Raw genomic sequence first — 12,755 nt, forward strand, 5'->3', positions numbered from 1 at the left:
CTCCTTATGCAAAATCGACTACTGTCGGACGGCTTATCTTGGCAATAGGTTGTTGCCCAAACCAGGCTATCTGATGGTGGAGTTGAACTACCTCCCCCACTACCAGTAACGCCGGTGACGGTGCCTGCTGTGCTAACTGTTCCAGTTCCAGCAAAGTGCCTGTCAACACTTGTTGCTCTGGACGGGTACCACAACCGATAACAGCCACGGGTGTATCTTCCGCCCGCCCATGTAAAATTAATTGATGACTTATCAAGGCGGATTTCACCGTCCCCATATAAATCGCCAGAGTCTGATTGCCTTTGGCCAAAGCCTGCCAATCCAGCTCATTACCATTTTCCCGGCAATGACCTGTAATAAAAGTGATACTCTGCGAGTGCTCCCGGTGAGTCAGCGGAATTCCCGCGTAAGCAGTCGCTCCAATAGCGGCGGTAATGCCCGGTACGACCTGAAAAGGAATGCCTGCCGATGCCGCAACCTGTAACTCCTCACCACCACGACCAAAGATAAAGGGATCACCGCCTTTAAGACGAACCACTTTTTTCCCCTGTCTGGCAAATTTCATTATCAATTGGTTAGTTTCTTCCTGAGAAACCGAGTGATTACCCGCTCTTTTACCAACGCAAATTTTATCTGCATCCCTGCGAACCAGATCCAGTACTTCGCTGCTGACCAGATGATCATAAAGCACCACATCAGCCTGCTGAATAACCTGTAATCCCTTTAACGTCAGTAATCCCGGATCACCTGGACCTGCACCGACCAGAGCCAATTCTCCCGGTGAATCAGGCTGTTCCAGTTGTTGCTCAAGCTGTTTTTCCGCCTGTTGGATCTGACCGTTTGCAACCAACATAGCGAAACGACCATTGAAAGCCTGTTCCCAAAAAGAACGACGCTGGCGCATGGAAGCTAATCGCTGTTTCACCCGATCACGCCACTTCCCGGCAATGTTCGCCATCATGCCAAGACTGGAAGGCAGTAACGCCTCCAGCTTTTCCCGTATTAAACGCGCCAGTACCGGCGCTTTTCCTGCCGATGAAATCGCCACTAAAACAGGAGAGCGATCGATAATTGATGGAAAAATAAATGAGCAATGAGATTGATCATCAACGACATTGACCAAAATACCGCGCTTATCCGCCTCGGTAAAAACCTGATGATTTAGACCGTGATCATCAGTCGCCGCAATCACCAGAAAAATGCCATCAAGATATTCAGGCTGGAACGCTCTCTTATACCATTCCAGTTCACCAGCTTGATAACGCTGTTGTAATTCAGAGCATAATTCAGGCGCTACAACCTGTAATAATGCACCTGCCCGTAGTAGTAGAGTCGCCTTACGTGCGGCCACCTCTCCACCACCGACAAGTAATACAAGCCGCCCTTTCAGCTCAACAAATATCGGTAAGTAATCCACAATTGCCCTTGGTATCCAGTGAAATATTTATAAGTAATGAAACTGTTTCGAATGAATATATGAGTCGGGGGTAAAGTTATAAAATGACAAAAAAGAATTAATTGTTCTGTAATGGAATATAGCCAGCCACTCCGCATCAGTGCTCACGCGGGCTAGCGAAAGTAAACACGAATTACAGATCCTTAATAATCTTAATAAATCCGAGTATTTTGGGCAAAATGTGGATCACTTACCGCTAGTTAAATGAGTTTTCTAATGGATTCAAGCGTACCGCATCATTCAAGTATCGGCACAGCAACACTGATGGCCGGTGCTGTTATTCATATTTCGACCGGGGATTACTCGCAAGCAACATCCGCTAACATGTTGATTAAGTGTAAAAATAGCACAAAAGAAGTGGAACAGAATCAAAAAACTCAGATTGGTCAGAATGACGAAAAAACCGTGAGAGGCACCCTGACAGAGAAAATAACCGGTATTCGTCGCAGTGTTGCTGGCGCCCATGAATTAATTGGTTCATCAGTTAGATTGGGTAGCGACAGCATCAATGTGTTAACGTTGCTGACCGATATTCTTGATGTGGTTGACGAGCTGGCAAAAGCCACGGCCACACACACGCACAGCAATACCGGTGCACCCACCAACTCAGGAAATTTAAGCGCGATAGCTGGAAAAACACGTACGCTGAATAAGAAATACGCGGGGTTTATTGATTAATAAAATTGCCCGTCTACTCGCGAGACGGGCATAGAATTAAACGATACTAATTTTGAGGTTGACGCCACACGCAGCCGCGTAGCGCTCAAGTGTCGCAATACTGGCTTTCATCGGATTTTTTTCAACTTTAGCAACAGCGGGCGGGGTGATCCCCAGTCTTTCAGCTAACTGTGAACTATTAATACCCGCTCTCTGTTTCATACTTTTGATTAGCTCGTAAAGTTCCTCTTCCTGTTTAGCTGCTTCATAAGCAGCTTGCGCGCCAGGAGAAGCAAGAGCCCGCGCCCTGACTTCTGACCACGGAATGCCTTTAGCTTTCATTTCTCATCTCCTCTAGTCTTTGTAATGCAAGCTTAATTTCAGATGCCGGTGTTTTCGGCGTTTTTTTGATAAACGTGCGGAGTATGTAAATTCGCCGGCCAGTGGCATAAGCAAAAATTGTTCGTGTGATGTCTTTATTACCAACTCTAAGCTGAAATAATCCATCACGCAACGGCTCCGTTGCGGGGTACCGCAACATGTTCCCCCTAGCTTCAAGCTTGTCAAGCGCCAGTGACGTTTTACCTCGCATAACTTCATCCAGTGATTGGATCTCGTTGTCAGCTTCTTCGTGAAATATCAGTTCAAACATCCATACCCCCTTTGACAATAAAATTAACCCATAGGTATATTTAAATCAAGGGTTAATTTAACTCATCAGTGAACTGCATCAATCAGCGTCAATACAATCAGTTCTGGGACGTTAAGAGACAAAACAAGGCTTTTAATTATCCTGACTTGTGTTATCTCAATGACATCACCTATACGCGGCTGGAATCGACAGACGGAAACACACACGCGACGAAAACGGCGCTACACCGCTCCCGCCTGCCTGATTCGGATCTAAAAAATTTTGCCATAAATTTTGGGCGCCATCACCGTGCCAAGCCGCACCGGAACTAGGGTGAAACCCAAGCACTTGTTTTGCACTCAGTGCAACAAATTGCAATATTTTGCCATATCACCGCGCTAGAAGCTGAATAACCTATTGTTTAACCTCATGTTTTTAAAGGATCTTTTTGACTTTTCGTCAGTTTAGTGCAAAGCAGAAATAGAAAGTAAAAGGAAAGCAGAAAATAAATAAAGTCCAAATAATACAGAGAGTTAATAACAAAAGGAGAGATAAAACGCCTTGCAAAACTTGGCGAAGAAAGATCAAGCAAAGATCAGAAAGAACGGGTAACAAAAGTTATGAAGCCAACCTGACGAAACGAGTTTCTGGGGTTTTTTGTAATCCAACCGTGGTCAATATTGGGACACAAAACAAAAATAATTCATTAAATTCAATTAGTTAAATAATAAATAAAAGAATTAATTGTTCTGTAATGGAATATAGGTGACCTCTCTAGAATAGCTTTTCATTAGATTGCATGAGGATGAAAATGAAAGAACAAAATATAATGACAGTAGCGGGAACCAGCTGTTATTTATATTAATAATCACCCTCGCCATAAAACACAGCGAGGGCTTTATCATTAATTCCACTCAGGAAATATCCGGTTTTTTAATTTTCATGTAACCCACATTCTCTCTTTAAGCCAAAGAAACGGGTTTGTTCTTCACTCATACCCGGTTCCCATTTTTGGGTTGTATGAGTATCACCAACAGAGAGATAACCTTGTTCCCATAATGGATGATATTCCAACCCATGCTTTGTAAGATATTGATGCACATGTCTGTTATCCCAGTCGATAATCGGCAAGATCTTAAATACGCCACGCTGTACAGACAAAACCGGTAATTTTGATCGGCTTTCAGATTGCTGGCGGCGTAAACCAGCAAACCAACTTTGTGCTCTCAGATTTTTCAAAGCCCGATTCATTGGTTCGACTTTATTAATTTGATTGTAGCGTTCGATTCCCTCTACACCTTGTTCCCACAATTTTCCATAACGAGCTTCTTGCCAGGCTGGAGAATGTTCAGCACTGAATACTTGCAGATTCAGTTTCAGTTGCGTTGTTAATTTATCTATGAATTGATAAGTTTCAGGGAACAAATAGCCGGTATCAGTAAGAATGACAGGAATATCCGGGTATTCCTGTGTCACTAAATGAAGACATACCGCCGCCTGAATGCCAAAACTGGAAGAAAGAACAAACTCCCCCGGCAAATTCTCCAATGCCCAATTTACCCGCTGATGAGCATCCATAATTTCAAGTCGCTGATTAATTTCAACCAGTGATGTCTCCTGCTGTTCTGTCGCCACTCCAACCAATTGTAATAAGCTGAGTTGGCTCATACCGCCTCCTGCCAATCGTAAAAATCGCGGGCCGCATCCAGTACCGGTTTGATAATATCGGTACGGATCAGGAAATCGCCAAAGCCTTCATTTAGTTGCCTCCCTATCGCCCAGCGCCCGATAAGTTCATCCATGATGGATAAGATCACTTCAGAACTGATATTTTCTTTATACATGCGTGGAATACGAGTGCCGATCCGGTTTCCACCAAGATGAAGGTTATAGCGATCAAGCGCTTTACCCACCAACCCCACTTCCGCCAACATAGCTCTGCCACAACCATTCGGGCAACCCGTCACCCGCAAAACAATATGTTCATCACCAATACCGTGTTTATTCATCAGTTGTTCAACATGGGTGACAAACTCCGGCAAAAAACGTTCAGCCTCAGCCATTGCCAATGGACACGTTGGGAAAGAGACACAAGCCATTGAGTTTTCACGCTGAACGGTGGTTTTATCGTCAATCAACCCATGCTGAAGGGCGATAGTTTCAATGCGCTGCTTTTCACTTTCAGAAATACCAGCAATGATTAAGTTCTGGTTGGCCGTCAGGCGAAAATCCCCTTTATGTATTTTTGCAATTTCGGCAACGCCACTTTTCAGCGGCCTGCCGGGGTAGTCCAAAAGGCGACCATTCTCAATAAACAGCGTCAAATGCCATTGATCATCGATTCCTTTTAGCCAGCCAATTTGATCACCACGGCCAGTAAATTCATAAGGCCGGATTGCTTCAAATTTCACACCAGCGCGTCTTTCCACTTCCTCTTTAAAGATGTCAACGCCAACCCGCTCCAACGTATACTTGGTTTTAGCGTTTTTACGCTCGGTCCGGTTACCCCAGTCACGCTGAGTTGTCACCACAGCTTCAGCAATTGCCAATGTATGTTCAAGCGGGATATAACCAAATTCACTCGCCATTCGTGGATAGGTATTTTTATCGCCGTGAGTCATCGCCAAACCACCACCCACCAGCACGTTAAAACCAATCAGTCTGCCACCTTCTGAAATGGCAACGAAGTTCAGATCGTTAGCATGTAGATCAACATCATTCTGGGGAGGGATAACAACCGTGGTTTTAAATTTACGAGGCAAATAAGTGGACCCAAGAATCGGTTCTTCATCCGTGGTCGCGACTTTTTCTTTATCCAGCCAGAGTTCAGCATAAGCACGGGTACGTGGCAGTAAATGCTCTGAGATTTTCTTCGCCCATTCGTAAGCTTGCTGATGCAACTCTGATTGAATAGGATTCGAGGTACAAAGCACATTGCGGTTAACGTCATTCGCCGTCGCAAGCGAATCCAAACCAACCTGATTCAATAATTGATGTACTGGTTTTACATTCCCTTTCAGAATGCCATGAAATTGAAATGTCTGACGGTTAGTCAACCGGATGCTACCATACAGAGTGTTCTCTTCAGCAAACTTATCAATACCCAACCATTGCTGTGGCGTAATCACGCCACCCGGCAGACGACAGCGCAACATCATTGCATGACGTGGCTCCAGTTTTTGCTCTGCGCGTTCGGCACGGATATCACGATCATCCTGCTGGTACATGCCATGAAAACGAATCAACAGGAAATTGTCCCCTTCAAAACCTCCTGTCAAGCCATTTGTTAAATCTTCGCTAATCGTACCTCGCAGGAAGTTACTCTCCCGCTTCATACGTTCACTGTCAGCCAATTTACCTTCAACAATCAAAGGACCATGTTGTTTATCGTTCATTAGTACACATCCCTCTGATAACGGCGCTCAAGGCGCAGTTCACTTAAGAATTCATCTGCCTGTTCGATATCCATGCCGCCATGCTCAGCAATAATATCCAGCAACGCATGTTCCACATCTTTCGCCATCCGGTTTGCATCACCGCATACATACAGATGTGCCCCTTCCTTTATCCAACGCCACACTTCTTCGCCCTGCTCACGCAATTTGTCCTGAACATAAACTTTATGCTGCTGATCACGGGACCACGCCAGATCAATACGAGTCAACAGACCATCTTTGACATAACGCTGCCATTCCACTTGATAGAGAAAATCTTCCGTAAAATGTGGATTACCAAAGAACAGCCAATTTTTCCCCTCAGCACCATCTGCATCTCTTTGCTGCATAAATGCCCGGAATGGCGCAATTCCAGTTCCCGGCCCAATCATGATGACAGGTGTTTGCGGATCAACAGGCAGACGGAAATTGTCGTTATGCTCGATAAAAATACGAATTTCGCCCTCTTCCTGTAAGCGATCTGCCAAATAGCCGGATGCACCGCCGGTGCGGGCCCGGCCATCAATTTCATAACGAACAACACCGACTATAATATGAACTTCATTTTCTACTTCAGCCTGAGAGGAAGAAATTGAATAAAGTCTTGGCGTTAGAGGCCGCAATAAATCAATAACCTGTTGAGCCCCTGGCTGAGAAGCAGCCTCTCTTACCATATCGGCAATAGGTTTATTGTGAGCGTATTGCTGTAATGCCTGTTTATCGGCAATCAGAGACAGTAATTTCTCATTTTTTGCCAGCACAGCATATTTTTCTACAATCAAGCTAGTGTTTTGGGTTAGCTCAACATGGCTAATCAGTGCTTCCCTTAATGGTAATGTCTGGCCATTAACTTCAACCTGTTCTGTTCCTTCCAACCAGAGTAGATTCAACAATTCATCCACCAGAGCCGGATCATTTTTAAACCAGACCCCCAAAGCATCACCCGGTTGATAACGCAGACCAGAATCTCCCAGATCAATTTCAATATGGCGAACATCTTTATCAGAACCACGGCCGGTTATTTTCTGACGGGTTGCTAAAGCCGCTGTCAATGGTGCCTGCTTAGTATACGGAGTTGAAAAAACTTCATGTACCGATTCGCTCTGTACAGAAGTAATCGCTGTATTTGTCTGCGCAGGAATACGCTGTTTCAAGATTTCAGTTAATCGCTTACGCCACTGAGCCGCCGCCTCCTGATATTCCACATCACTATCGACACGATCCAGAAGCCGTTTAGCCCCCAATTCATTCAGACGATTATCAAAATCTTTTCCTGCCTGACAGAATTTCTCATAAGAAGTATCACCCAGACCAAAAACAGCAAACTCAGTATCACTCAGCTTCGGCGCCTTTTTAGAATAGAGATATTTATATAATGCAACCGCTTCCTCAGCAGGTTCTCCTTCACCTTGAGTAGAAGCAATAATTATCAGTATCTTTTCTTGAGAAATTTGTTTGAATTTATAATCACTGGCATTGAATAGATTGATATTGAGTTTCTCTGCCAACAAATCATCGCGGAGTTGCTCGGCCAAACGGCGAGCATTACCGGTTTGTGAAGCTGAAATTAATGTAATCGTCTCCTGTGCCGGAACCGCCGGAGCCACAGCCTGAACCTGTGGTTGTTGATTTACCATTCCCCAAAAATAACCAGACAGCCAGGCTAATTGAGTCGGTGAAAAATCCCCAACTGCCGATTGGAAACGCGCTAGCTGTTCAGGTGAAACCGGAAGAAGTGAAATTGAAGGTGGTTTTATGCTCATTGTCCTGTGCTGCCCTTTACGATTACTAATGTCCGTTATTTTTAATAGAGAAAAGAAATAGGGATTGTTTGTAAGGTTATCTCAGCAACTTGTTACTATTTAAAGAAACTATCGCAATATCAAATAACCAAAACGCCTAACCATATTTACAGATTTAATATATCTATAAAACAGTTAATAAGAGCAATGGCAAAAAAATGAAAAAACCAGGTTTAATTCAGAAGATCGGGTAGAATAGCGAGTTTTTTGAAGTCAGGGAGAACCACTATGAGCACAACGATTTTTAAAGATTTTCAGTTTGAAGCCGCCCACCGTCTACCACATGTCCCAGAAGGCCATAAGTGCGGTCGCCTGCACGGACACTCATTTATAGTACGACTGGAAATTACCGGGGAGGTCGATCCTCATAGTGGCTGGATTATGGACTTTGCCGATTTAAAAGCCCTATTCAAACCTGTTTGGGAACAGCTAGATCACCATTACCTGAACGATATCCCTGGACTGGAAAATCCAACCAGCGAAGTATTGGCAGCCTGGATTTGGCATAAAGTTAAACCAGCAGTTCCACAACTTAGTGCCGTCATGGTGAAAGAAACCTGTAATGCGGGATGTATTTTCCGCGGCAAGTGAAACAACTTACTGCACCAGGAAACCTCCAGTGCAGTAAGCTTTTCTCAGGCGATATTCAAATACTTATGTGTTTGCATAGAAAATCGCCAATTACGGGCAATACAGGTTTCAATACATAAACGGGTAGCTTCTTCTTTCTGGCTAATCGGTTGCAGTGCAATAATACGTGATGAGTTGTCATCTAATGTCGCTAATAACTCATCCAATGCCTCAATATCTCTTTCCCTCGCAACCGGATATTTTATTTCATTAGCTCTTTGCAAAGCCTGCTGCAATATCTGGTAACCACCACGCATGTTAACTTTTGGTGAAACTGTCACCCAAGTAGCAGCAGAACATTTAACATGATACGTACCACTGGTTTCTATCTGGCATTGGTAGCCAAGGCTTTCTAACTCTTCGGTCAGAGGAATAAGATCATAAAGACAAGGCTCACCACCAGTAATAACAACGTGGCGGGCGGTATATCCCTGTTGAACAAACAGTGCTGCAATTTGCTTAGGAGAAGCTTCACTCCATTCATTGCTTTCACTCGTCTTCAGCAAAATTGTTTCCAATGCCCGTTGCTTTTCCGCTTCTTTCTCCCAAGTGTGTTTAGTATCACACCAGCTACAACCAACCGGACACCCTTGTAGACGAATAAAAATTGCCGGGACTCCGGTAAAAAAACCTTCTCCCTGCAATGTCTGGAATATTTCGTTAATCGGGTAAAACATAAAAATCTCTGGTTTCATTAGGCAAGGGCGCATTATTGCAGATATCTATCCCTCGAACATCAATCTTTATGATAAGGTACGGGGTTTGCTTCGCTTGGCTAACATCCGACTTGTCGAGGCATTGTGTGCTTAAAATATATCTAGCACTGAGAAAGTGACAGGAATAAATAATGCAGAATAATGAAACTCAGCTGAAACGGGGTCTAACCGGGCGGCACATCCGCTTTATGGCATTAGGCTCTGCAATAGGCACAGGGCTGTTCTATGGCTCCGCAGCTGCTATCCAGCAAGCTGGACCCGCCGTATTACTCGCCTATTTAATCGGCGGGGCCGCCGTATTTATGGTGATGCGTGCATTAGGTGAAATGGCTGTTCACCACCCAGTAGCCGGTTCTTTTTCACACTATGCCAGCCATTACCTCGGCCCTTTGGCCGGATTTCTAACCGGATGGAATTATATATTCGAAATGCTGATTGTCTGCCTGGCTGACGTTACTGCATTTGGTTTTTATATGAAGCTCTGGTTCCCACATGTGGAACAGTGGATCTGGGTGCTAAGCATTGTCTGCTTTATTGGCGCAATTAATCTTTGCCATGTGAAGATTTTCGGTGAAATGGAATTCTGGCTTTCTATTGTGAAAGTTACCGCAATTATCGCTATGATTATCGGCGGCATGGCTATCATGGTCTATGGATTCGGTCAGGAAACAGACCATGTAACCGGCATTTCCAGTTTATGGGAATATGGCGGTTTTATGCCTAATGGCATCAGTGGTGTTATAGCTTCACTTGCCATTGTGATGTTTGCTTTTGGTGGTATTGAAGTCATTGGTATTACTGCCAGCGAAGCTAAAAATCCTGAAAAAACTATTCCAAAAGCAATCAATGCTGTTCCTTTCCGTATTTTGCTGTTCTACGTATTGACCCTGTTTATTCTGATGTGTATCTATCCGTGGAATCAAATTGGTCAAGAAGGGAGTCCATTCGTACAGATTTTTTCTAGCCTAGGTATTAATTCTGCGGCTAATATTCTTAACATTGTGGTTATTACTGCCGCAATTTCTGCAATTAACAGCGATATTTTTGGTGCTGGCCGCATGATGTATGGTATGGCTCAAGAAGGACAGGCGCCTAAATCATTCACCAAGCTGAGCCGTAATGGTGTACCTTGGATGACGGTGGTAGTTATGTCAGCCGTCCTGCTGATTGGCGTTGTTCTTAACTATCTGCTTCCGAATGAAATTTTCGTTATCATTGCTTCTATCGCAACATTTGCTACTGTGTGGGTATGGCTGATGATCCTGCTTTCCCAGGTTGCCATGCGCCGCAAAATGAATAAAGAAGAAGTTAAAACATTAAAATTCCCTGTTCCTATGTGGCCAATAGCACCAATATTAACAATTATCTTTATGGTATTTGTTATTGTATTACTGGGCTATTTCGAGAAAACCCGCATTGCATTAATTGTGGGAATCACATGGGTAATCTTATTATCAATCACCTATTTCTTTAGCAAAAAGAAAATATTTCTCAAACCCATCAGATAAACAAATAATTTTCATTCATAAATGCCAGATTGCTCTGGCATTTATTTTTAAAATATAAATCCATCGCAATACATAATAAAAAGTTACAATAAAGTAATAATGGTATAATATTTTTCAGTCATAGAGTTACACCTTTTTTATGAATTAAATAAGAATTTAATTCATAAAAAATAGACGAATATATTCTTATAACAAAGAATTAATAAAAATTCACAACAAGAGGATTATGATCGGAAGCATCAGTAGGTATCACAATAGCATCGGCTATATTCAACTCTCGGTAAAAAATAAAATCTAAAGGTCTACCAAACGCGATCGTTCGATAATCATCAGTAAAAGATACTTCTTCAAGGTGTAAATATCTGGTAAAACGTTTTAAAGCATTTAATCGTTGCTTACTCCATGCATTAAAGTCACCAGCCATAATTACCGGGCCATTATGTAAACGAACATGAGCACCAATATTATTCAACTGGCGGCTATACACATCCACACCAAAACTGAAATTTATCGCATGCACATTAATAACCATTAACTGACGATTATCCTGTAAAAGATAAACAGTGATGAGAGCGGATTTAGATAAACGTAAAAGAGGCTCTTTCTCTCTCAATGGGCAACAATAGACAGGATGAGAAGTTGCTAACGTCATTACACCAGAGGGGTGTTGTGGTAATAGAAATGCAGGAACTTGATCAGCTATCAGGTAATTTGAGGTAGCAAATTCAACTAAATCAGGGGTTGTCTGCGCTTCTTGTAATAAAATCAACTGGCTTTCGTTAGTCAGCTCCTTCAGAACCTTTCTCCATGAAGGACGCTGCTGTTTATAGATATTCCATACAATAACCCTAAGCTCATTTGTACCAGTGATCAAAGGAGTACCTACAGGTAATGTATTCCCAAGCTGATGAGTCGACATAGGAAAGACTCGTTCAACAGGTTGCCCTGCGACATATCTTATTGCATAGGTTTTCTTTACCACGTGAAAAACCTCTTAAATACAGAATAACTATAAAAACTATCCGATTCTATCAAATGTAATAAGGTAATTATTGATTTTAATACTCATAAACGACAAAAAACCCTGAGATCTCTCTCAGGGTTTCTCTGGAAATTAAGTGGCGGTGCGGACGGGGCTCGAACCCGCGACCCCCGGCGTGACAGGCCGGTATTCTAACCAACTGAACTACCGCACCACCGAATTTCTTGTTCTTTATGCTGTTACCACAACACAAAATTTCAATGCCAATCAGGGCAGTTCACGAATGGCCCTTCTGCCATTCGCCCTTCGGACCGTCGCTGCTCGCGACCTTCAAATCCGTTCCCGACGGAGTTGTTCTACTCGCTACCCACTGGGGCTTTGTGTTGCTTTTCTGTCGCTACACAAATATTAACGCAAACCCCAAAAAATTAAAGCCTGGCGGTTCCCTACTCTCACATGGGGAGACCCCACACTACCATCGGCGCTACGGCGTTTCACTGCTGAGTTCGGCATGGGGTCAGGTGGGACCACCGCGCTATCGCCGCCAGGCAAATTCATTCCATTCCGGCTGTCGCTTCCCTTTCGGCCACAACACCCAAAACCAATCTCTGAACAAGCTGAATGAAACTCTCTGCTCTCGCCGTCTTCCGACCGCTGTCTTATGACGCCAAAACACCTTCGGTGTTGTAAGGTTAAGCCGCTCGGTTCATTAGTACCGGTCAGCTCAATGCATCGCTGCACTTACACACCCAGCCTATCCACGTCTTCGTCTTAAACGTTCCTTCCGTGACCTCAAGTCAAGGGAAGACTCATCTCAAGGCAAGTTTCCCGCTTAGATGCTTTCAGCGGTTATCTCTCCCGCACTTAGCTACCGGGCGATGCCATTGGCATGACAACCCGTACACCAGCGGTGCGTCCACTCCGGTCCTCTCGTACTAG

At 43.8% G+C, this 12,755-nt stretch carries 11 protein-coding genes, 1 tRNA gene and 2 rRNA genes; 3 read left to right on the forward strand and 11 right to left on the reverse strand.

The features are described 5' to 3' along the window. Positions 1–4: 4 nt before the first annotated feature. A complete protein-coding gene (cysG, locus tag D3222_RS19250) occupies positions 5–1,417 on the reverse strand; it encodes a siroheme synthase CysG (protein ID WP_118987585.1) in 1,413 nt (470 codons plus the stop codon). 255 nt (positions 1,418–1,672) lie between these two features. On the opposite strand from cysG, the gene D3222_RS19255 reads away from it, so the two are divergent. Next, on the forward strand, positions 1,673–2,134 hold the full coding sequence (locus tag D3222_RS19255) for a phage tail sheath family protein (protein ID WP_118987586.1): 462 nt from the start codon (positions 1,673–1,675) through the stop codon (positions 2,132–2,134). 36 nt (positions 2,135–2,170) lie between these two features. Here D3222_RS19255 and D3222_RS19260 read toward each other — a convergent pair whose 3' ends face one another. From D3222_RS19260 to cysJ, 5 genes are all read right to left on the reverse strand, one after another. Beyond that, positions 2,171–2,455 carry a helix-turn-helix domain-containing protein gene (locus tag D3222_RS19260; RefSeq protein WP_118987587.1) on the reverse strand — a complete coding sequence of 95 codons (285 nt, stop codon included), beginning with the start codon at positions 2,453–2,455 and terminating at the stop codon, positions 2,171–2,173. Beyond that, on the reverse strand, positions 2,445–2,765 hold the full coding sequence (locus tag D3222_RS19265) for a type II toxin-antitoxin system RelE/ParE family toxin (protein ID WP_118987588.1): 321 nt from the start codon (positions 2,763–2,765) through the stop codon (positions 2,445–2,447). The genes D3222_RS19260 and D3222_RS19265 overlap by 11 nt, the downstream gene beginning before the upstream one ends. Positions 2,766–3,677: 912 nt before the next feature. Next, positions 3,678–4,412 carry a phosphoadenylyl-sulfate reductase gene (locus D3222_RS19275; protein WP_118987590.1) on the reverse strand — a complete coding sequence of 245 codons (735 nt, stop codon included), beginning with the start codon at positions 4,410–4,412 and terminating at the stop codon, positions 3,678–3,680. Beyond that, a complete protein-coding gene (gene cysI, locus D3222_RS19280; protein ID WP_118987591.1) occupies positions 4,409–6,139 on the reverse strand; it encodes an assimilatory sulfite reductase (NADPH) hemoprotein subunit in 1,731 nt (576 codons plus the stop codon). Before cysI ends, D3222_RS19275 begins: the two co-directional genes overlap by 4 nt. Continuing rightward, complete coding sequence (gene cysJ / locus D3222_RS19285; RefSeq protein WP_118987592.1) at positions 6,139–7,941, reverse strand: NADPH-dependent assimilatory sulfite reductase flavoprotein subunit; 1,803 nt, start codon at positions 7,939–7,941, stop codon at positions 6,139–6,141. Before cysJ ends, cysI begins: the two co-directional genes overlap by 1 nt. A 267-nt stretch (positions 7,942–8,208) precedes the next feature. Here cysJ and queD point away from each other — a divergent pair, with 267 nt between their 5' ends. Beyond that, positions 8,209–8,571 (forward strand): 6-carboxytetrahydropterin synthase QueD, encoded by a 363-nt coding sequence (queD, locus tag D3222_RS19290; protein ID WP_118987593.1) that lies wholly within the window; start codon positions 8,209–8,211, stop codon positions 8,569–8,571. Positions 8,572–8,615: 44 nt separating this feature from the next. Here queD and queE read toward each other — a convergent pair whose 3' ends face one another. Beyond that, on the reverse strand, positions 8,616–9,287 hold the full coding sequence (queE, locus tag D3222_RS19295) for a 7-carboxy-7-deazaguanine synthase QueE (RefSeq protein ID WP_118987597.1): 672 nt from the start codon (positions 9,285–9,287) through the stop codon (positions 8,616–8,618). Between the two features lie 170 nt (positions 9,288–9,457). Between queE and D3222_RS19300 the strand changes: the two genes are divergently transcribed. Beyond that, complete coding sequence (locus D3222_RS19300) at positions 9,458–10,834, forward strand: amino acid permease (RefSeq protein ID WP_118987594.1); 1,377 nt, start codon at positions 9,458–9,460, stop codon at positions 10,832–10,834. A 199-nt stretch (positions 10,835–11,033) separates the two neighbouring features. Here the strand turns inward: D3222_RS19300 and D3222_RS19305 are convergent, their stop codons facing one another. From D3222_RS19305 to D3222_RS19320, 4 genes are all read right to left on the reverse strand, one after another. Continuing rightward, positions 11,034–11,816, reverse strand: coding sequence for an endonuclease/exonuclease/phosphatase family protein (locus D3222_RS19305; protein ID WP_118987595.1), 783 nt, complete (start codon positions 11,814–11,816; stop codon positions 11,034–11,036). 137 nt (positions 11,817–11,953) lie between these two features. Next, a tRNA-Asp gene (locus D3222_RS19310) sits at positions 11,954–12,030 on the reverse strand. A 219-nt stretch (positions 12,031–12,249) separates the two neighbouring features. Beyond that, positions 12,250–12,365 (reverse strand): 5S ribosomal RNA (rrf, locus tag D3222_RS19315). A gap of 139 nt (positions 12,366–12,504) precedes the next feature. Beyond that, positions 12,505–12,755, reverse strand: a 23S ribosomal RNA gene (locus tag D3222_RS19320); the annotation flags it as partial.

Origin of the sequence: Photorhabdus sp. CRCIA-P01 (genome assembly GCF_003545805.1) — a bacterium.
GTDB lineage: Bacteria > Pseudomonadota > Gammaproteobacteria > Enterobacterales > Enterobacteriaceae > Photorhabdus > Photorhabdus antumapuensis.

Bases quoted from the DNA above. Each gene is read 5' to 3' on its own strand.
- D3222_RS19255 (WP_118987586.1), top strand. From the start codon at position 1,673: ATGGATTCAAGCGTACCGCATCATTCAAGTATCGGCACAGCAACACTG.
- D3222_RS19260 (WP_118987587.1), bottom strand. From the start codon at position 2,455: ATGAAAGCTAAAGGCATTCCGTGGTCAGAAGTCAGGGCGCGGGCTCTT.
- D3222_RS19265 (WP_118987588.1), bottom strand. From the start codon at position 2,765: ATGTTTGAACTGATATTTCACGAAGAAGCTGACAACGAGATCCAATCA.
- D3222_RS19275 (WP_118987590.1), bottom strand. From the start codon at position 4,412: ATGAGCCAACTCAGCTTATTACAATTGGTTGGAGTGGCGACAGAACAG.
- cysI (WP_118987591.1), bottom strand. From the start codon at position 6,139: ATGAACGATAAACAACATGGTCCTTTGATTGTTGAAGGTAAATTGGCT.
- cysJ (WP_118987592.1), bottom strand. From the start codon at position 7,941: ATGAGCATAAAACCACCTTCAATTTCACTTCTTCCGGTTTCACCTGAA.
- queD (WP_118987593.1), top strand. From the start codon at position 8,209: ATGAGCACAACGATTTTTAAAGATTTTCAGTTTGAAGCCGCCCACCGT.
- queE (WP_118987597.1), bottom strand. From the start codon at position 9,287: ATGTTTTACCCGATTAACGAAATATTCCAGACATTGCAGGGAGAAGGT.
- D3222_RS19300 (WP_118987594.1), top strand. From the start codon at position 9,458: ATGCAGAATAATGAAACTCAGCTGAAACGGGGTCTAACCGGGCGGCAC.